This window comes from Actinoplanes sp. OR16 (genome assembly GCF_004001265.1).
In the GTDB taxonomy this organism is placed as follows: domain Bacteria; phylum Actinomycetota; class Actinomycetes; order Mycobacteriales; family Micromonosporaceae; genus Actinoplanes.
Window position 1 is genome coordinate 1,534,433 of record NZ_AP019371.1, and the last position, 18,905, is coordinate 1,553,337.

Annotated in this window: 21 protein-coding genes; 10 read left to right on the top strand and 11 right to left on the bottom strand. The window is 70.6% G+C overall.

The annotated features are described in order from the left end of the window. Positions 1 to 48: 48 nt before the first annotated feature. Genes EP757_RS07000 through EP757_RS07010 form a run of 3 tightly spaced genes read right to left on the bottom strand, consistent with a single transcriptional unit; the run spans position 49 to position 3,172 of the window. Positions 49 to 1,137, bottom strand: coding sequence for an alcohol dehydrogenase catalytic domain-containing protein (locus tag EP757_RS07000; protein WP_127543378.1), 1,089 nt, complete (start codon positions 1,135 to 1,137; stop codon positions 49 to 51). Then, positions 1,134 to 2,543, bottom strand: a complete 1,410-nt coding sequence (locus EP757_RS07005) for an aldehyde dehydrogenase family protein (RefSeq protein WP_127543379.1) — start codon at positions 2,541 to 2,543, stop codon at positions 1,134 to 1,136. The genes EP757_RS07000 and EP757_RS07005 overlap by 4 nt, the downstream gene beginning before the upstream one ends. Continuing rightward, a complete protein-coding gene (locus tag EP757_RS07010) occupies positions 2,540 to 3,172 on the bottom strand; it encodes a TetR/AcrR family transcriptional regulator (protein WP_127543380.1) in 633 nt (210 codons plus the stop codon). The genes EP757_RS07005 and EP757_RS07010 overlap by 4 nt, the downstream gene beginning before the upstream one ends. 105 nt (positions 3,173 to 3,277) lie before the next feature. On the opposite strand from EP757_RS07010, the gene EP757_RS07015 reads away from it, so the two are divergent. Beyond that, positions 3,278 to 4,819 (top strand): long-chain fatty acid--CoA ligase, encoded by a 1,542-nt coding sequence (locus EP757_RS07015; protein WP_127543381.1) that lies wholly within the window; start codon positions 3,278 to 3,280, stop codon positions 4,817 to 4,819. Here the strand turns inward: EP757_RS07015 and EP757_RS07020 are convergent. Continuing rightward, positions 4,808 to 5,230 (bottom strand): (deoxy)nucleoside triphosphate pyrophosphohydrolase, encoded by a 423-nt coding sequence (locus tag EP757_RS07020; RefSeq protein WP_127543382.1) that lies wholly within the window; start codon positions 5,228 to 5,230, stop codon positions 4,808 to 4,810. The genes EP757_RS07015 and EP757_RS07020 overlap by 12 nt on opposite strands. Positions 5,231 to 5,415: 185 nt before the next feature. Here EP757_RS07020 and EP757_RS07025 point away from each other — a divergent pair, with 185 nt between their 5' ends. Then, on the top strand, positions 5,416 to 5,727 hold the full coding sequence (locus EP757_RS07025; RefSeq protein WP_127554121.1) for a pterin dehydratase: 312 nt from the start codon (positions 5,416 to 5,418) through the stop codon (positions 5,725 to 5,727). Positions 5,728 to 5,751: 24 nt separating this feature from the next. Further along, positions 5,752 to 6,114, top strand: a complete 363-nt coding sequence (locus tag EP757_RS07030; RefSeq protein ID WP_127543383.1) for a PH domain-containing protein — start codon at positions 5,752 to 5,754, stop codon at positions 6,112 to 6,114. Between the two features lie 7 nt (positions 6,115 to 6,121). Here the strand turns inward: EP757_RS07030 and EP757_RS07035 are convergent, their stop codons facing one another. Continuing rightward, positions 6,122 to 7,015 (bottom strand): hypothetical protein, encoded by an 894-nt coding sequence (locus EP757_RS07035; RefSeq protein ID WP_127543384.1) that lies wholly within the window; start codon positions 7,013 to 7,015, stop codon positions 6,122 to 6,124. 205 nt (positions 7,016 to 7,220) lie between these two features. Between EP757_RS07035 and EP757_RS07040 the strand changes: the two genes are divergently transcribed. After that, positions 7,221 to 7,418 (top strand): hypothetical protein, encoded by a 198-nt coding sequence (locus tag EP757_RS07040; RefSeq protein WP_127543385.1) that lies wholly within the window; start codon positions 7,221 to 7,223, stop codon positions 7,416 to 7,418. Between the two features lie 120 nt (positions 7,419 to 7,538). Here EP757_RS07040 and EP757_RS07045 read toward each other — a convergent pair whose 3' ends face one another. Genes EP757_RS07045 through EP757_RS07055 form a run of 3 tightly spaced genes read right to left on the bottom strand, consistent with a single transcriptional unit; the run spans position 7,539 to position 10,093 of the window. Further along, positions 7,539 to 8,279: a peptidase E gene (locus tag EP757_RS07045; RefSeq protein WP_127543386.1), complete on the bottom strand. Its 741-nt coding sequence runs from the start codon at positions 8,277 to 8,279 to the stop codon at positions 7,539 to 7,541. Then, on the bottom strand, positions 8,276 to 9,109 hold the full coding sequence (locus EP757_RS07050; RefSeq protein ID WP_127543387.1) for a nucleotidyltransferase domain-containing protein: 834 nt from the start codon (positions 9,107 to 9,109) through the stop codon (positions 8,276 to 8,278). The genes EP757_RS07045 and EP757_RS07050 overlap by 4 nt, the downstream gene beginning before the upstream one ends. A gap of 45 nt (positions 9,110 to 9,154) precedes the next feature. Beyond that, complete coding sequence (locus EP757_RS07055) at positions 9,155 to 10,093, bottom strand: G5 domain-containing protein (protein ID WP_127543388.1); 939 nt, start codon at positions 10,091 to 10,093, stop codon at positions 9,155 to 9,157. A 200-nt stretch (positions 10,094 to 10,293) separates the two neighbouring features. Between EP757_RS07055 and EP757_RS07060 the strand changes: the two genes are divergently transcribed. Continuing rightward, positions 10,294 to 10,761, top strand: a complete 468-nt coding sequence (locus tag EP757_RS07060; protein WP_127543389.1) for a MarR family winged helix-turn-helix transcriptional regulator — start codon at positions 10,294 to 10,296, stop codon at positions 10,759 to 10,761. On the opposite strand, the gene EP757_RS07065 is transcribed toward EP757_RS07060, so the two are convergent. Continuing rightward, positions 10,743 to 11,195, bottom strand: a complete 453-nt coding sequence (locus EP757_RS07065) for a GNAT family N-acetyltransferase (protein ID WP_127543390.1) — start codon at positions 11,193 to 11,195, stop codon at positions 10,743 to 10,745. The two genes, EP757_RS07060 and EP757_RS07065, sit on opposite strands and share 19 nt — an antisense overlap. An 80-nt stretch (positions 11,196 to 11,275) precedes the next feature. Here EP757_RS07065 and EP757_RS07070 point away from each other — a divergent pair, with 80 nt between their 5' ends. After that, positions 11,276 to 11,830, top strand: coding sequence for a TetR/AcrR family transcriptional regulator (locus EP757_RS07070; RefSeq protein ID WP_127554122.1), 555 nt, complete (start codon positions 11,276 to 11,278; stop codon positions 11,828 to 11,830). Positions 11,831 to 11,840: 10 nt separating this feature from the next. On the opposite strand, the gene EP757_RS07075 is transcribed toward EP757_RS07070, so the two are convergent. Further along, positions 11,841 to 12,467 (bottom strand): phosphoesterase PA-phosphatase, encoded by a 627-nt coding sequence (locus EP757_RS07075; protein WP_127543391.1) that lies wholly within the window; start codon positions 12,465 to 12,467, stop codon positions 11,841 to 11,843. 32 nt (positions 12,468 to 12,499) lie between these two features. Next, positions 12,500 to 13,585 (bottom strand): redox-regulated ATPase YchF, encoded by a 1,086-nt coding sequence (ychF, locus tag EP757_RS07080; protein ID WP_127543392.1) that lies wholly within the window; start codon positions 13,583 to 13,585, stop codon positions 12,500 to 12,502. Between the two features lie 125 nt (positions 13,586 to 13,710). Between ychF and EP757_RS07085 the strand changes: the two genes are divergently transcribed. The 4 genes from EP757_RS07085 (at position 13,711) to EP757_RS07100 (ending at position 18,901) form a co-directional block, all read left to right on the top strand. Further along, positions 13,711 to 15,120 (top strand): DNA-3-methyladenine glycosylase 2 family protein, encoded by a 1,410-nt coding sequence (locus tag EP757_RS07085; protein WP_127543393.1) that lies wholly within the window; start codon positions 13,711 to 13,713, stop codon positions 15,118 to 15,120. A gap of 95 nt (positions 15,121 to 15,215) precedes the next feature. Then, entirely contained in the window at positions 15,216 to 15,713 is a 498-nt protein-coding gene (locus EP757_RS07090) for a methylated-DNA--[protein]-cysteine S-methyltransferase (protein WP_127543394.1), read from the top strand. A gap of 45 nt (positions 15,714 to 15,758) precedes the next feature. Continuing rightward, entirely contained in the window at positions 15,759 to 18,287 is a 2,529-nt protein-coding gene (gene valS, locus EP757_RS07095; protein WP_127543395.1) for a valine--tRNA ligase, read from the top strand. Between the two features lie 47 nt (positions 18,288 to 18,334). Then, positions 18,335 to 18,901 (top strand): hypothetical protein, encoded by a 567-nt coding sequence (locus EP757_RS07100; protein WP_127543396.1) that lies wholly within the window; start codon positions 18,335 to 18,337, stop codon positions 18,899 to 18,901. The last annotated feature ends 4 nt before the right edge of the window (positions 18,902 to 18,905 follow it).

An 18,905-nucleotide genomic window follows, 5' to 3' on the forward strand; every position in this document is an offset into this window, starting at 1 on the left:
ACGCCGCCTGATTCCGGAGCCCGCCGGGGAGACGGGCTCCGGGAACCGTCAGAGGACGACGACGGAGCGGGCGCCCTCGCCTCTCGCCATCTGGTCGAAGGCGGCCGGCACGCCGGCCAGGCCGATGCGGTCGGTGACCAGGAAGTCGAGCGCCAGCTTGCCGGTGAGGATCTCCTCGGCCAGGGCCGGCACCTCGATGTCGGTGTCCGCCTGGCCGTAGACCGAGGCGCGCAGGATCCGGGCCGAGCTGAAGATCTCCAGGGCGCTGAGCTGGACCATGTCGTCGGCCGCTCCCATGCCGACGACGGTGACCTGGCCGCCGGTGCGGGTGGCCCGCCAGGCCGCGCGGATCGTGGCGGCCCGGCCGACGCATTCGATGGCGTGGTCGGCACCGCGGCGGGAGGTGCGGGAGCGGATCTCCTTCGACAGGTTGTCGGACGAGACCACGAAGTCGGTGGCGCCGGCCGCCTCGGCGAGGCTCTTCTTCGACTCGTTCACGTCGACGGCGATGACCTGGGCCGCGCCGGCTGCCCGGGCGGCGGCGACCGCCGAGAGGCCGACGCCGCCGAGGCCGATGACCAGCACCGATTCGCCCGGCTTGACCCGCGCGGTGTTGCGGACAGCGCCGGTTCCGGTGAGCACCGCGCACCCGAGCAGAGCCGCCAGATCAAAGTCCAATCGCGGGGGTACGGCGATGACGGCGTTCTCCGGGACCACGACCTGTTCCGCGAACGCGCCGACGCCGAGCGTCACGTGGACCGGTTCGCCGTCCAGGGTGAGGCCGTTCTCCAGGGCCGCGACGCCGTGCGAGGTGGAGCAGAGCCACGGCTCGCCGTTGTCGCAGTGCCAGCAGTTGCGGCAGGCCGGCTGCCAGTTCAGCACCACGTGGTCGCCCACCGAGGCCCGGGTGACGTGCTCACCGATCTCGACGACCTCGCCGGCCGCCTCGTGGCCGAGCACGAGCGGGTGCGGCGGCCGGAGCGTGCCGTTGATCATCGACAGGTCGGAGTGGCAGACGCCCGCGGCACGGATGCGGATCCGCACCTGGCCCGGGCCGATCTCGGGGAGCCGCAGCTCGGCGAGTTCGGCCGGGACGCCTTCGGAACGGACGACCAGGCCGGTCATGTAGTGGGTCATCGCTGAATGGCCTTCACCTGCTGGAATTCCGCCAGGCCGTACGTGCCCAGCTCCCGGCCGATGCCGGACTGCTTGTAACCGCCGAACGGCGCGAACGGGTTGAACGAGCCGCCGTTGACGTCGACGGCCCCGGTACGGATCCGCCGTGCCACGGCCAGGGCCCGCTCGTCGGACCCCCAGACGCCGCCGGCCAGGCCGTACTTCGAGTCGTTGGCGATCGCCACTGCCTCGTCGTCGTCGCCGAACGGGATGATCGACAGGACCGGCCCGAAGACCTCCTCCTGGGCCAGCTCGCTCGCCGGGTCCACGTCGGCGAAGACGGTCGGCGCCACGAAGTGCCCGTTCGCGGGCAGCGGCGCGTCCAGGCCACCGGCCACCAGCCGGGCCGTGGACCGTTCGATGAAGCCCCGCACACGATCACGCTGGGCGGCCGAGACCAGCGGCCCGAGCCGGGTGGCCGGGTCGAACGGGTCACCGACGGTGTATCCGGCGGCGGTCTTCGCGGCCAACTCCACCGCCTCGTCGTAGTGGCTGCGGTGCACCAGCATGCGGGTCCACGCCGTACAGGTCTGGCCGGAGTTGAGGAACGCGTTGCCGACGCCGACCTTCACGGCCTTCACCACGTCGGCGTCCTCCAGGATCACGTTCGCCGACTTGCCGCCGAGCTCCAGCGACACCCGGGCGATCCGGTCGGCGGCCGCGTGCGAGATGGCCCGGCCGGTCGCGGTGCTGCCGGTGAACGAGACCAGGTCGACGTCCGGGTGCCCGGCGATCGCCGCGCCGACCACCGGTCCGACGCCGGTGACCAGGTTGAACACGCCGGGCGGCAGGCCGGCCTCGTGGACGGCGTCGGCGAGCAGGCAGGCCACCAGGGGCGTCAGCTCGCTGGGTTTGAGGACCACCGTGCAGCCGGCCGCGAGGGCCGCGCCGACCTTCGCGACGACCTGGTGCAGCGGGTAGTTCCACGGGGTGATCGCGCCGACCACGCCGGCGGGCTCGTGCACGACGAGCGAGTTCCCGATCGTTTCCGGGGAGGGCTCGCGAGCGGCCAGTTCGGCGTACCCGGAGAGGACCGCGAGGGGAAGCCCGGCCTGGACCGCCTTAGCGACCTTGAGGGGGGTTCCCAGCTCGCGCCCCACCGTCTCGGCGATCGTCTCGGCCCGGCTGTTCAGCGCCTGATGCAGGCGGCCGAGCGCCGCGCCCCGCTCGGCGGCCGGTGTGGCCGCCCAGCCGTCGAACGCCTGGCGGGCCGCGGAGACCGCGAGGTTCACATCTTCGGCGGTGCCGGCCGGGACGTGCCCGAACATCTCCTCGGTGAACGGGTTCTCCACCTCGATCCGGTCACCGGAATCGGGCGGCACCCATTGGCCCCCGATGTAGAGCTGATCACGGAATACCGACGTCATCGGCGTACCCCCTGGTCGTAGCGATCGGTCAGGCCGGCGATCAACAGGTCCAGCCCCAGTTCGAAGGCGCCCTCGTCGACCGCGGCACGGTGGGCCGCGAGCTCGTGGGCGCGGTGCAGATGCGGATAACGCTCGTCGTACAGCTCGGGGTCGGCCTCGAAGCCGAGCGCGAACGAACCGAGCGCGGAACCGGTGATCAGGTAGCGCATCAGCGCGCCGATGTGGGTGGCCCGGGCCCGCGACCAGCCCGCTTCGATCAGCGCGCCGTAGACCGCCTCGGCCATGGCGAGACCGGCCGGCCGCCGCCCCGGGCCGGTGGCCAGCACCGGCACGATGTTCGGATGCGCGGTGAGCACCGCGTGGTACGACTTCGCCCAGAGACGCAGCGCCTCACGCCAGTCGCCGCTGCCGAACACGTCGATGTCGACCTGCGCGACGACCGCGTCGGCCACCGCGTCGACGATCTCCGCCTTCGTCGCGAAGTGGTTGTAGAGCGACGGGCCCTGCACGCCGAGCTCGGTGGCGAGCCGCCGCATCGAGAGCGCGTCCAGGCCTTCCGCGTCGATCAGCGCGAACGCCGCCTCGACGATGCGCTCCTTGGTGAGCAGCGCCTGCCGTGGCCGGGCCATAAAAGCTCCAAGCGAAGAAATCAACACTGGACGTGTAAAAACTTACACCGCTAGTTTAGGCAGGACTGCGACGCACATCACTCGTTTTGTTCAAGGAGGCTCAGCATGACGACGCTGTCGCTGGCGACCGTTCTGGCCGAGGCCGCACGCCGGCACCCCGACAAGGTGGCGATCGTCGACGCGGGCGGTGAGCGGATCACCTATCGCGATCTGTGGGCGCAGACCCGGGCCTACGCGGCCGGCCTCCGCGAGCTCGGCATCAAGCGCGGCGACACGATCGCCGTGATGATCCCGAACGTCGCCGACTTCCCCCGGGTCTACTACGCGGCCCTGGCGGTCGGCGCCCGGATCGTGCCGGTCTCCCTGCTGCTCACGCCGGAGGAGGTCGGTTACGTGCTGACCGACAGCCAGGCCGACCTGATCGTCACGCACTCCGCGTTCCTTCAGGTGGGCGGCGCGGCGGCGCAGGCCACGGGCACCCGGCTGGCGAACGTCGGCCCGCTGCCGGCCGAGCTGCCGAACAGGCCACCGCGGCTGGAGGAGATCTCGGCGGGGGTCGACCCGGTGGTGACCTACGTGACGACCGAGGCCGAGGACGTCGCGGTGATCCTCTACACCAGCGGCACCACCGGCAAGCCGAAGGGCGCGCTGCTCACCCACCTCAACCTGGTGATGAACGCGGCCGTGAACGTCTTCGACGTGCACCCGCTGACCGGCGACGACGTGGTGCTCGGCTGCCTGCCGCTGTTCCACACGTTCGGCCAGACGGTCGGCATGAACGCGACGTTCCGGCTCGGCGGCACGCTCGTGCTGCTGCCCCGCTTCTCCGGCGAGGCGGCGATCGAGCTGATGCTGAAGGAGAACGTCACGATCTTCCACGGCGTGCCGACGATGTACATCGGCCTGCTGGAGGCCGCGCCCAAGGCGGAGCGGCTGCCGCAGCTCAAACTCTGCGTGTCCGGCGGCGCGTCGCTGCCGGTGGCGGTGCTGGAGAAGTTCGCCGAGGCGTTCGGCTCACCGATCTGGGAGGGGTACGGGCTCTCCGAGACGTCCCCGACCGCGACGACGAACCAGCCGGTCTTCGGCGCGAAGCCGGGCACCGTCGGCCACCCGATCTGGGGCGTGGACGTGGAGATCGCCCGCCCGGAGATCCCGGAGCGCATCGAGTTCGTGCCGGACGGCGAGCTCGGCGAGATCGTGATCCGCGGCCACAACGTCTTCGCCGGCTACCTGAACCGCCCGGACGCCACCGCCGAGGCGCTGGTCGACGGTTGGTTCCGCACCGGCGACCTGGGCGCGAAGGACGAGGAGGGCTTCATCCGGATCGTCGACCGGACCAAGGACCTGGTGATCCGCGGCGGGTTCAACGTCTACCCGCGCGAGGTGGAGGAGGTGCTGGCCCGGCACCCGGCGATCCAGCAGGTAGCGGTGATCGGGGTGCCGGACGCGACGCTCGGCGAGGAGATCTGCGCGGTGGTGGTCCTGGAGGACAAGGGCCTGACCGCGGACGAGCTGATCGAGTGGTCGAAGGAGCGCCTCGGCAAGCACAAGTACCCGCGGCAGGTCCGGTTCACCGAGTCCCTTCCGCTCGGACCCAGCATGAAGGTCCTCAAGCGGGAGCTGCGCAAGCAGTTCTCAGACCAGTAACCGGGGCAGCTCGGCGACGATCGGTTTGTCGGCGGGCAGCCACACGACACTGTCCAACTGGTCCACGGCCAGCCAGCGCATCGAGGTGTGTTCCAGGGCTTCCGGTACGTCGCCACTGAACAGTTCGGCGGCGTACACCCGGAGCACGGCGCGGCCGTGGGCCAGTGGCACGTCCGGACCGACCCGGTCGCCGACCTTCACCCGCACACCCAGCTCCTCGGCGCACTCCCGGGCCAGCGCGGCTTCCTCGGTCTCCCCCGGCTCCACCTTGCCGCCCGGGAACTCCCACTTGCCGGCCGCTTCCGGCGGCGCGCTGCGCTGGCAGGCGAGCACGCGCCCATCAGTGATGATCACCGCCGCTACGATCACCCTGGGTGATGGCGAGGTTTTGACGTTCGGTTCCGGCGGCATGGATACAAAGATCGCACAAAAGTTCACCGATCAGGTTGCCCGATGGCGCCCTGATCGTCACGCAAACACGGATATGTGGGCGTGGACACGGCTGTCCCAACAGACGAAACTGTGGGGCACCGACCATGACGACACGGCGACAGTTCGGCCACAAGCCGGCAACGACGCTAAGGGGGGTGCGGCAGATGCGGTCCCGACGACGCCGGAGTAACGGCGCCGACTATCTGAACGACGCGATCGCGCTACTGGGCGGATGGACACGAGACGGAGTGCAGCTCCGGCGGGATCTCCCGTGTGACGACAGTCAGCATGCCGCATTGACCGAACGGATCAAGGTGGCGGCGGACACACTCGCGATCCGGCCCAGCATCCGGCGGGTCGACGGTCACACTCAGATCTGTCTCGGCTCCTCCGACGGGGTGGCGATTACCGATGGTGAGGTCACGCTCGCCGCACGCATCGAAGACTTCTATCGCACGGTGGTGCAGAGGTCCTAGATCGACGGCGCTACGCTGCGCCGCATGAGCGACGTGGTGTACGACAACAAGGGCCAGTTCGAGCAGATCCAGAGCGGGCTGCTCGACGGCGAGCAGGTCATCGCCGTGTACGACGCGATCGGCACGGGCACCGGATTCATCGGCCTGACCGACCGCCGCATCATCATCCAGGACCAGTCCTACGTCGGGAAGCGGTTCGCGATCACCAGCATCCCGTACTCGAAGGTCAGCAGCGTGAGCGTGATCAGCAACAAGAGCTGGGCCGGGCAGTTCTTCTCCTCGGGCACCATCGCGATCACGGTCGGCACCCACACCTACGAGATCGAGTTCCGTGGCTCGGACAAGGCGCACCGGGTCCACAACCTGATCCTCAGCCGCGCCGCCTGAGCGGCGGTCACGAGGCCACCGGCTGCGTCAGGTCCCAGACATACCGGCGGCCGGCCGGCTTCTCGTCCCGCCACACCACCTCCCACCGGCCTCGGTGGTCACGTTCCGGCTCGCTCATCCGCCCGTACCCCTGCCGCTCCTTGACGCTCGGCGGCTGATCGCTCTCCGGGAACGAGAACGTCACCACGAACCTGGTGAACGCGGACGGGGCGCCGCTCGCCGCCGGCAGCCGATCCTCCCAGGCCAGCTGATCCCAGCCGCGCTCGCGCAGCGGCCGCCACAGCCCACGCGGGCGGTACTCGACCTGCCACTCGGTCGGCGTCGTCATCGCCGGATCGAAGATCAGCCACACCCGCAGCCGTCGGCTCTGCTCCAGCGGCAGCGCCGTGATCGTGCCGCCGACCGGGCGGACCGTCTTGAACGAGATCTCGTCGATCCGGGCCAGCCGGTCGGTGTCGGTCGGCACGATCGGCCGCAGGGTGCGGTGCGTGACCAGCGGTTCCGGGGTGGTCACCCGCTTCTCCACGATGCTGTCGCTGTCGTCGTCGGCGCCGACCGTGACGAGGACTTCGATGGTCTCCGAGAAGAGCGGCTTCTCCCGTTCGCTGATCCGCTGGATCGCGTCGAGGTAGTGCTGGTGACCGGCCCGCTGCAGGGCCAGGGCCTTGGTGGCCTCGAGGAGTTCGGCGCGCAGCTCACGGATCTTGACGACGAACCCGATCTGCCAGACGCGGACCACGAAGTAGAGAAGGCTGGCGAGGAAGACCGCGGTGAGGACCCATTGCCCGATCGCGGACGAGAAGTCGGCGAGCTGAGCCACGCCGGATGCCGAGCCGATGAGCATCACGAAGACATTCAAGGGGCCCTTGTAGAACGTCTCGTATTTCGACGTCTCTGCCATCAGGGCAATGATGGCGAATAGTGCCTTACCGACAAATCCCTATAAAGAGTGACTAGACCCGGTCCGGGACGTACGTTCGTACGAGCCGGGCATGCCAGTCCGGCCACCCGGGGCGGTTACTCGCGAGTAACCGTTGCTGCCCGAATCCGGACCGCCGCATGCTACCGGGGATTGCCCGTCCTCTACCCCCCGGAGGCGATCACCGGTGCTGACCCATCTACAGCGACCGCTGACCCGGAGATACCGCGCCGAGCTGCTCGGCCACGACCTCGACCCGGCGCCGGCCGGCCGGGGAGGCGGCGAGGGGGGTCAGCCACATCGCCTCGGCGGTAATGCGATCTTCGCGGTGGCGTTCCTGCTCTCCGCGGTGCTGGTGGGTCTCGCTACGGTCGCCCTCCAGTGAGCCGGCCGTAGCGAACCACCGTCAGCGGCAGCTGCCGCCTTCTCCGCCACGCACAGACATCGCACTCCTCGGTTGGACTCCGTTGCGGACAACGGAGTCGGTCGCTTCCAGGTTGCGGGTTCAGCCTATCGACAGGATCCGGGTGGGCAGGGCGGTCTCGGTAACCGAGCCGTCCGCGGCGCGCTTCAGCTCGTACCCTTGCGGCCCCTCACGGTCGGCAACCACCTCGTCGAGCACCGTGCCCCGGTAGACCAGGCCGGCGCCGTCGTCGGTCGCGTACCCGTCGCCGAGCGTCCCGTCGCCGATCAGCTCGTGCATCTTCGGCCGGCGCTGCTCCTCGGCGTCGTAGTGCACCCCGTTGCTGTACGGCAGCCAGCCCAGCCCTTCGGTGAACCCGCGCAGCGCCAGCCCGTAGCTGTCCGTGCTGCCGCCCTGGTGCCAGCAGATCGACCCGGCCGACACACCACTCATCACGATGCCGGCCTGCCACGCCTCGTACAGGATCTCGTCGAGGCCGTGCACCCGCCAGACCGCGACCAGGTTCGCGACGCTGCCGCCGTCCACCCAGATGATGTCCTGGGCCAGGATGTGCGCGCGGATGTCCTCGACGTTCGGCATCGGGAACAGCTGCAGGTGCGACATGGTGAACTCGGTCCCGGCGAACGCCGAGTAGAACGCGCCGATCCGGGCCTCCGGGTCACCGGTCGCCTGGGTCAGCACGCAGATCTTCGGGGCCTTGCGGGCGTTCGCCAGCTCCGCGGCGAAGTAGTGGATGGCGCCCGGGCGCAGGCTCATCGCGCCGTAGCTGCCGCGCCGGAAAAAGGCGCTCGTGGCCAGAATGGTGGGAACGTCGGCTGTCACCGCAACATCATGGCGCACGCGTCGGCGGTCTCCAGCACGATGTCCGCCGCGATGTCGATCGCCAGGCTCAGATGCAGCGGGTCGCCGCTGACGGCCGCGAACGCCGCGTCGACCCGGGCCGGGAACCGCTCCGGCGCCCCGGGCAGCGCGCCGGCCGCCGCCACCGCGCCCTTCTCGTTGATCAGCCAGCGTCCGGCGGCGCCGTGCAGGGCGTGCGCGCACACCCCGGCCACCCGGAACAGGCAGCCCGAGACATAGGCGCTGTCGCCGCGGGACACCGCCTTGCGCGCCAGGCCGATCAGGAAGTCGGCCTCCCAGAGCCCCGCCACCAGCGCCTCGGAGAGCGCCCGTGGATAGACCCGGACGCGGCCTTGGAGGGCCGCGAGCTCACCGGCCGGGTCGCTCAGGATGCGGCCCAGGGCCAATTCGCCGGGGTACGAGAAACCCGTGACGCCCAGAGGATGTCCCGTCTGGCTGTGGAACTCGTAGCGGCCCTGCTCGGCGTCGGCCCAGCACCGGCGTACCCGCTCGAGATCCCGGTAGATCCAGTCCACCGGGTGCCCGCCGACGCTGAGCCAGCTGCCGCCGTCGACCCACGGCCCCCAGCCGCCCGGCTCGGTCACCGTGGCACCCGGCGCGGCGATCTCCGCGGCCAGCTCGCGCAGCCGTCCGGTGTCCAGCGGCGCCCGGTAGTAGAGGCCGAGGTCGGTGTCCGAGTCGGGAGTGTGCTCGCCGCGGGCCCGGCTGCCGCCGAGGACCACGCCGCACACGCCGGGCACAGCGGTCAGCCGGGTGGCGAGCTCGGTCAGGTCCGCTTCGGTCAGCGCCATCCCGCTACGGTGATCTCCCCGTCCTCCGGGCGCAATCACCGGTGGTCAGGGACACACGGCGGCGGGCTCCAGGCGTACCCGGTCGATCGGATCGAGGAGCGCGAGCTCCTCCGTGGTGAGGATGACCTGGACGCCTTCCTCCCGCTTCTCCTCTTCTTCAGCCGGCTCAGCCTTCTCAGCCGGCTCAGCCTTCTCAGCCGGCTCGGCCTTCTCGTCCGGGCAGGCCGCCGACCTTCCCAGCGGGACGCAGACACGCAGCGCGCCCTCGCAGTCACGGTCCCATTTGCGACGCGCCCCGAACACGACGATCCGCGGCTCCGGCGCGCGGGTCACCTCGCTGCCGATCAGGATCCGCGCGGTCTGCCGGCCGTTGGTCAGCGTCACGAGGTACCGCAGGGTCTCCTCACCGGACTCGCCCGGCGCCTCGATCTTGCGGGTGCCGCGCGGCAGCGACGGGTCACGGATCACCTGCGTGTCGAACGGGATCTCCCGCGTCTCCACGTCGGTCCGCGTCGTGACGACCGGGTCGGCCTGCGCGTCCTTCCGGGAGTCGGTGCGCGCGGCCTGGGCGGGCGCCTGCGGTCGGTGCGGCGCCGTCCGCTCGGTGTTTCCACCGGCTTCATCCGGCCCGGTACGGGTGGGGCGCGGCCCGGTGCGGTCCGCCCGATCATCGTCGACCCGCGCCTGGCTGAGTTGATCGGCAGCGGTCGCCGGCGGGCGCGGCGGGACAGGCGTGTGGCGTCGCGGCAACGGCTCGGCGGCGGCCGCGGCACGGCTGACCACCTCCGGGCTCTCCTCGAGCCGTGCCAGGCCGAGGTCGGGCTCGGCGCCCGGGTCCTCCGCCGCGGCGACGGTCCGCGCGTCGTCCCCGGTCAGAGTGGTCACGCCGGCCACCCCGCCACCGACGAGCACGAGCAGCGCGGTCGTGCCCGCGGTCATCCGGACGCCGAACGGCAGTCGAGCCCACCAAGACTTTCGTGGCATTTCGAGCAGTTGCTGCAGAGAGTCACTAGTTGTCTGGTTTTGCACCGAAGCATTGTGACTCTTCATAGCTCGCAGGCAAATCACCCTAATGTCGCCCAAATTGGGGACGGCCACGCCCCGCGACCCTCTTCGCGCGTTGGCCCTGCGAGGCGGAAAGTCGACAGGCATGCGCACGGGACTGCCGCCGTACGATCGAAGTCATGAAAGACGGCGTGCCCGCTCCACTGAGCCCGGGGGAAGAGGCGGTGATGCGCGCGCTGGGGCGGTTCCTCATGGTCATGCCGCGGGCGCTCGACGCCGACCTGGAGCGGGAGCAGCGCATGTCCGCGAGCGAATACTCGGTGCTGCGGCACCTCTCCGAGACACCCGGTCAGATGCTGCGGATGAGCACCCTGGCCACCGTGTGCGACATGTCACTGAGCGGCATGACCCGGCTCGCCGGCAAGCTCGAGTCGCTCGGTTACCTGCGCCGGATCCGCTGCGAGGAGGACGCGCGCGGCGCCAACGCGGTGCTCACCGACGCCGGCCTGGCCCGGCTACGGCAGGCGTGGCCGACCCATCTCGCCAGCGTGCGGCGGCACATCTTCGACCACCTCGACGGCATCGACCTGGACCGGCTGGCCGCGGCGTTCTCCGCGATGGCGGCGGATCACAAGGACCTCTCGTAACAGACCGACAGGTCCGACCCCTGATAGGCGCCGAAGAGCGGGATCTCCCGGTACCCCTCCCGCTCGTAGAACCGCATGGCGTCCGGCTGGGCCGGGCCGGTCTCCAGCCGGATCGTCGTCCACCCGCGCTCGGCTGCCGCGGACTCCAGCGCCCGCAGGATCGCCGTGGACACGCCGGAGCCGCGGGACTCGGGTGAGACGTACATCCGCTTCACCTCGGCGCTGCCCGGGTCGAGCTGCCGCAGCGCGCCACACCCGACCGCCTGCCCGTTCCTGATCGCCACGAGGAACAGGTCGATGTCGGCCGCCGACGGCGGCGTGCCCGGCTCGTGATCCCCGGTCCCGTAGCGCTCGTCCAGCTCGGCCCGTTGCGCCTTCCGCAGCGCCGCGCCGTCGGCGTCGTCCCAGTCCCGCACTTCGATAGTCACCGTCACAGCTGTTACCGTAACAGCTGTTACCGAAACGGGAAGGGGGATCCGTGTCACGATCAGCGGACCGGTCGGCGCAGGCGTCGATGCTGTCGGCGGCGGTCTGGGACGTCCTGGCCTCGCAAGGTCTGGAACGGCTGACCGTCCGGGCAGTGGCGGCCGCGGCCGGCTGCACCACGGGCCTGGTCATGCACCGCTTCCCGAACCGTCAGGCGCTGCTGCTGCACGCGCGCCGGCTGCTGCACGAGACCACCCGGGAGCGGGTCTCCGCCCTGGAGTCGGCCGCCCCGGACCCTCGCTCGGCACTGCGCGCGGTGCTGCTGCAGGGCATGGCGCTGGACGAGCAGAACCGGCAGGAAGCGCTCGTCTGGATGGGCTTCCTCGCCGCCGCCGTGACCGATCCCGATCTCATCGAGGAGCACCGGCGCAACAACCGGGCCTGGCGCGATCGGGTGACCCGGCTGATCAGCGCGGCCGCCCCCGACTGGCCGGCGGACCGGGTCTCGACGACGGCCCTCGCGCTGATCTCGATGACCGAGGGGATGGCCGCCTACGCCGCGGCCGACCCCGACGCCTATCCGCCGTCGTCTCAGGTGTCCATGGTGGATGCGGCGCTGGCCGCCTTCGCCCTGTCTCAGTGACGCCTTCGCCCTATCTCAACAGGGGGAAGACCGTGCCGGCTATCAGCGCGCCGACCAGCGCGCCGACGACGACCTGCGCCCTGGTGTGCGCGGTCAGCCGGACCCGCGCCCAGCAGCCGAGCAGCACGAGCGGGACGCCGAGCAGGGCGACCGGGCCGTACACCGCGGTCAGCGCCGCCACCGTCCCAGCCGCCACACCGGCGTGAATCGACATCTTCCACCAGTGCGTGACCAGCGCGAACACGGCCAGCCCGCAGCCGCCCGCGCCGAGCAGCGCCAGCACCTCCCGGGGCGCGCCGAGAACGACGAGCAGCACGAGCCCGGCGGCGAGCGACGCCGTACCGAACAGAAGCGGAACCCGCCGATCCGCCCGCTCCGGAATGTGATGGTTCGTGAGCCGTCCCCTGCGGACACCGTGCAGCACATATCCGAGCGGAATCACGGCCGCGAACAGCGCGCCCGGAAGCCCCCACCACCGCGACACCCCGGGCGTATCCCCCGCATGCCATCCGACGACGAGCAGCAGCACCGCGACCAGGACAGCGGGAGCCAGCACCTCCGACACGATCCGGGCGACCCGGGTCGGGAGGTCTTCGCGAGCCCTCTCATCAGCGACGACAACACCAGCGTTGAGCACGCCCCATCATCCCAGGACGACGCGGCGATACGTCACACGTTGAAGCGGAACTCGACGACGTCGCCGTCCTTCATGACGTAGTCCTTGCCCTCCATGCGGACCTTGCCGGCAGCCTTCGCCGCTGACATCGAGCCCGCCGCGACCAGGTCGTCGAAGCTGACGATCTCGGCCTTGATGAAGCCCCGCTGGAAGTCGGAGTGGATGACACCGGCCGCCTCCGGCGCGGTGGCGCCGACCGGGACGGTCCAGGCACGGGACTCTTTCGGGCCCGCGGTCAGGTAGGTCTGGAGGCCCAGCGTGTCGAAGCCGACCCGGATGAGGCGGTTCAGGCCGGGCTCCGACTGGCCGGTGGACTGCAGCAGCTCCAGGGCCTCCTCGTCGTCCAACTCGATCAGCTCGGACTCGATCTTCGCGTCCATGAAGACGGCCTCGGCCGGGGCGACCAGGGCGCGCAGCTCGTCGAGGAACGCCTCGTTGCCGAGCTCGGCCTCGTCGACATTGAAGACGTACAGGAAAGGCTTCGTGGTGAGCAGGTGCAGCTCGTCGAGGAGCTCCAGCTCGATGCCCGCCGCCTTGGCGCCCTGGTAGAGGGTCACACCGTCGTTGAGCAGCTTGAACGCGGCCTCCGCGGCGGCCACGGTCGAGGCCTTCTCCTTCTTGAGCTTCGCCTCTTTCTGCAGACGGGGCAGCGCCTTCTCGACCGTCTGCAGGTCGGCGAGGATCAGCTCGGTGTTGATCGTCTCGATGTCGTCGGACGGCGAGACCTTGCCGTCGACGTGCAGCACGTTCGGGTCCGAGAACGCGCGGACGACCTGGCAGATCGCCGAGGCGTCGCGGATGTTCGCGAGGAACGCGTTGCCGCGGCCCTGACCCTTCGACGCGCCGCGGACCAGGCCCGCGATGTCGACGAAGCTCACCGGCGCCGGCAGGATCTTCTCGCTGCCGAACAGCTCAGCGAGCTTGCCGAGCCGCTCGTCGGGCAGCCCGACCACGCCGACGTTGGGCTCGATCGTCGCGAACGGGTAGTTCGCGGCGAGCACGTCGTTCTTGGTGAGGGCGTTGAACAGGGTGCTCTTGCCGACGTTGGGCAGGCCGACGATTCCGATGGTGAGGCTCACGGAACGCCAGTCTACGGGTTCGGCCAACCGGGGAACCGCCGCAGTTCCGCGTCCGCAGCCGGCAGGCACGGTCATGTCCGAAACCCGCCAGCAGTGGCGGGGTCACGCGGAGCAGACTCGACGGCATGGAGCTGGACTTCGAGCGTTGCTACCGCGCCGTCGACAGCCGCGACCAGCGGTTCGACGGCTGCTTCTACACCGCCGTGCGGACCACCGGGATCTACTGCCGGCCGTCCTGTCCCGCCGTCACCCCGAAACGCCGGAACGTCACGTTCTATCCGAGCGCCGCCGCGTCCCAGCGGGCCGGCTACCGCGCCTGCCGCCGCTGCCGCCCGGACGCCGCACCCGGTTCCCCGGAGTGGGACGTGCGCGCCGACACCGTGGGCCGGGCCATGCGGCTCATCGGCGACGGCGTCGTCGACCGGGTCGGCGTGAGCGGGCTCGCGAGCCGGCTCGGCTACACGGAACGCCACCTCAACCGGATGCTCACGGCGGAGCTCGGGGCGGGGCCGCTCGCTCTCGCTCGCGCTCAGCGGGCGCAGACCGCGCGGATCCTCGTCGAGACGACGGATCTCGGACTGGCGGACATCGCGTTCGCTGCCGGATTCGGGAGTGTGCGGCAGTTCAACGACACGATGCTCGAGGTGTACGCGGGATCGCCCAGCCAGCTGCGGACCCGGCGCCCCGCGACCGCCGTGCCTGAAGAGGCCGGGGTCATCAACCTGCGACTCGCGTACCGGGCGCCTCTGCACGCGGCGTCACTGATCGAGTTCCTCGGGTCGAGGACGCTTCCCGGAGTCGACGAGGTGGACGGGGAAACGTACCGGCGGGGGTTGAATCTGCCCCACGGCGGCGCGACCGTCGCGCTCACGCCGGGCGAAAGGTGGATCTTCGCGACGCTGCGGCTCAGTGACGTCCGGGATCTGGCGCCCGCCGTGGCCCGCTGCCGCCGTCTGTTCGATCTGGACGCCGACCCGGTCGCCGTGGACGGCGAGCTGGGAAAGGACCCGGCGCTGCGGGAGATGGTGCGGCGGGAGCCCGGAGTGCGGGTGCCGCGGGCCGTGGACGGCTTCGAGATGGCGGTCCGGGCCGTGGTGGGCCAGCAGGTCAGCGTGGCCGGCGCCAGGAAGACGCTGGAGCGGATGATCCGGGCGGCGGGCGAAGGTTTTCCCGCGGCGAGCGTCGTGGCCGGCCTCCCGGACTCCGCGTTCGGCATGCCGGCGTCCCGCCGTGCCACCCTCCGCGCCCTGTCCGCGGCCGTCGCCGACGGGACGATCGACCTGAACCCGGGCGCCGACCGCGCCGAAACGGTCGCGAGCCTGCTCCAGATCCCCGGGATCGGTCCCTGGACGGCCGGCTACGTGGCGATGCGCGCGACCGGTGACCCGGACGTCTTCCTGGAGACCGACCTGGCAGCCCGCCGTGGCGCGGCCGCCCTGCGCCTCCCGGACACCCCGAAGGCGCTGGCGAGACACGCGGAACGCTGGCGTCCCTGGCGCTCCTACGCGCTCATCCGTCTCTGGCGAGCCTCCTGAGACCGTTATCCACAATCCGCCGCCGTCCACAGGCTCGGTGTCGCCGGCCCGTGTTCCCGGCAAGGCTGGACACCCCCATTCGAAGGAGACGAACGATGCTTCGCTACGCGACGATGACCACCCCGGTCGGCCCGTTCACCGCGATCACCACCGCCGGCGGCGCAGTCCGCGCGGCCGGGTTCACCACCGACGTGCCCGACCTGATGCGCCTGATGCACCCGGCTCTGCGGGAGGGGGTGGAGGCGAACGCCGATGTCGGCCCGGTTCGTGACGCGGTGGCGGCCTATTTCGACGGTGACCTGACAGCGCTGGACGTGGTCGTCGTCGAGCAGCAGACGAAGGGCCCGTTCATGCGGCAGGCGTGGGACGTCATGCGGGAGATCAAGCCGGGCGCGCCGGTGACGTACACGCGCTATGCCGAATTGTCCGGTAACCCGGCGGCGATCCGCGGTGCCGCGCAGGCGTGTGCCCGCAACGCCGTGGCGCTGATCCTGCCGTGTCATCGGGTGCTGCGGTCGGACGGTTCGCTGGGCGGCTACCGCTGGGGCCTGACGGTCAAGGCGTGGCTGCTGAAGCACGAGTCCGGGGAGTGAGGAATGGCGTCGCCGGATTCCGGTGGTGACCCTAGTCTTGGCGGCATGACTGATACGGGAACCGGACGTCACGGTCTCCCCGAGCGCCCGTCGCTGGACGGCCTCGAGGAGAAGTGGGCGTCGCGCTGGCAGGGGGAGGGTACGTACGCGTTCGACCGTTCCAAGGAGCGTTCGGACGTGTTCTCGATCGACACACCCCCGCCGACCGTATCCGGGTCGCTGCACATCGGGCACGTCTACTCGTACACGCACACGGACATGGTCGCGCGGTTCCAGCGGATGCGCGGCAAGGCCGTCTTCTATCCGATGGGCTGGGACGACAACGGGCTGCCGACCGAGCGGCGTGTTCAGAACGTCTTCGGTGTCCGGTGTGACCCGTCGCTGCCCTATGACCCGGACTGGCAGCCGGGGGCCGAGCAGGAGAACATCTCGCGGCGCAACTTCGTCGAGTTGTGCCAGCGGCTGACGCTCGAGGACGAGAAGGTCTTCGAGTCGTTGTGGCGGCGGCTGGGTCTGAGCGTCGACTGGGGACTGACGTACTCGACGATCGGCGACACGTCGCGGCAGATCGCCCAGCGGGTCTTCCTCGCCAATCTACGGGCGGGGCAGGCCTATACCGCGGAGGCGCCGACCCTCTGGGACGTCGGCTTCCGGACCGCCGTCGCGCAGGCCGAGCTGGAGGACCGGGAGAGGCAGGGTGCATACCACAAACTGCGCTTCACCAAGGCCGACGGCACCGCTGTCGAGGTCGACACGACCCGGCCGGAGCTGCTGCCCGCGTGTGTCGCGCTGGTCCACCACCCCGGTGATGCGCGATTCGCCGGTCTCACCTCGGTTCGTACGCCGGTCTTCGGCGTGGAGGTCCCGGTCTTCGAGCATCCGCTGGCGGCGGTCGACAAAGGCACCGGCATCGCGATGGTCTGCACGTTCGGCGACCTGGCCGACGTCACCTGGTGGCGCGACCTGAAGCTGGACACCCGGGTCGTCCTGGGCCGGGACGGGCGATTCCTGCCGGATGCTCCGGACGGCGTTCCGGCCGAGCAGTACCAGCCGATGGCCGGGCTGACCGTCGCGGGCGCCCGCCGGGAGATCGTCCGGCTGCTGCAGGAGTCGGGCGAGCTGATCGGGGAGCCGCGGCCGGTCACGCATCCGGTCAAGTTCTACGAGAAGGGCGACAGCCCGCTCGAGATCGTCACGAGCCGCCAGTGGTTCATCCGTAACGGCGGGCGTGACCCGGAGCTGCGTGATGTCCTGCTGCGGCGTGGCCAGGAGCTGCGCTGGGTCCCGGAGAGCATGCGGCACCGCTACGACCACTGGGTCGCCGGGCTGACCGGGGACTGGCTGATCAGCAGGCAGCGGTTCTTCGGCGTCCCGATCCCGGTCTGGTACCGGGTCGGCGCGAACGGCGAACCCGACTACGGGCAGTTGCTGACGCCGGACGACGCCGCGCTGCCGGTCGACCCGTCGTCGGAGTGCCCGCCTGGGTTCGACGAGTCGCAGCGGGACGTCCCGGGTGGCTTCACCGCGGATCCGGACGTCATGGACACCTGGGCGACGTCGTCGCTGACGCCGCAGATCGTCACCGGGTGGAGCACCGACGAGGACCTGCACCGGCGGACCTACCCGATGGATCTGCGGCCGCAGGGGCAGGAGATCATCCGGACCTGGCTGTTCTCCACGGTCCTGCGCGCGCATCAGATCGGCGGCACGCTCCCGTGGAAGCGGGCGGTCCTGTCCGGCTGGATCCTCGACCCGGACCACAAGAAGATCTCGAAGTCGAAGGGCAACGACGTCGAGACGCCCGTCGCGTTGCTGGAGCAGTACGGGTCGGACGCCGTGCGGTACTGGGCGGCGAGCGGCCGGCCCGGCGCGGATCTGGCGTTCGTCCCGGCGCAGCTGAAGGTGGGCCGGCGACTGGCGACGAAGCTGCTGAACGCGTCCAGGTTCGCGCTCGGACTGGGCGCGGCGGAGGCGCTGCGGCAGCCGGTCACCGAACCGCTGGACCGGGCGATGCTCGGCCGGCTCGCCACGGTCATCACCGAGGCGACGGCGGCGTTCGACGAGTTCCAGCACACCGACGCGCTGCAGGTCATCGAGTCGTTCTTCTGGACGTTCTGCGACGACTACATCGAGCTGGTCAAGGACCGGGCGTACGGCGAGGGCCCGGGTGCCGACTCGGCCCGCGCGGCGCTGTCGGCCGGGCTGTCGGTGCTGCTGCGGCTGTTCGCGCCGTTCCTGCCGTACGTCACCGAGGAGGTCTGGTCGTGGTGGCGCTACGGGTCGGTGCACACGGCGACGTGGCCGACGACGTACGAGCTGACCCGAGTGGCGCCGGACAGCGACCCGTCGCTACTCGATCTGGCCGGTGAGGCGCTGCGGCAGGTCCGCCGGGCCAAGTCGGACCGGAAGCTGTCGATGAAGACGGAGGTGCCGCTCGCCGAGGCGCTCGGCCCCGCCGACCTGCTCGACCGGCTGCAGCTGATCGAGGGCGATTTCCGGGCGGCGGGCCGGATCACGAAGCTGGACCTGCTCCGCGACCGCACCACGGAACTGGTCATAGCCTGCGCCTTCTAAACGGCAAAAGCCCGTGACCGGGCCTCGATCTGGTTCACCATAGGGGCATGTCGTTCGCCCCGGAGCAGGTCGAGGCCCCGGCCCGGGACGCGGTGCTGTTCCGCTCCTCACCGGCCCGGATGTTCCTCATGGTGTTCGCCGCGCTGATGGCCGCCTACCTGGTGGCGTCCCCGCTGGTGGCGCGCTTCGCCCGCGGCTCGGGCGATCCGTGGTGGGTCACCGCCCTGCAGGCGGCGGCCGTCGCGGCGGGAGCGGCGGGCCTTTACACGATCTCCGCGCGGGCGTCGCTGCCGACCTGGGTACGGGTGTCCGCAGCGGGCATCGAGCTCGCGGCACAGGACAGCGACCCGATCCTGCTGGAGTGGAAGGACGTGGCAGCGGTCGTCATCAAGCGGGACGGCCTGCGCACCGTCATGCACGTCGTACCCGGAGATCTCGACACCGTCCATCCGGTGCAGGACGCCCACGACGAGGGGCCGGCGCTCGTCGACACGCCGCGCGGGCCCGCCTTCACCGCCGACCTGAGTCAGCTCTGGCCGAGCCCGCGGGCACTGCGCCGGGAGATGGAACACTGGATGCTGCTGAAGAAGAACCAGCCGGTACGCCGGCACTGACGCG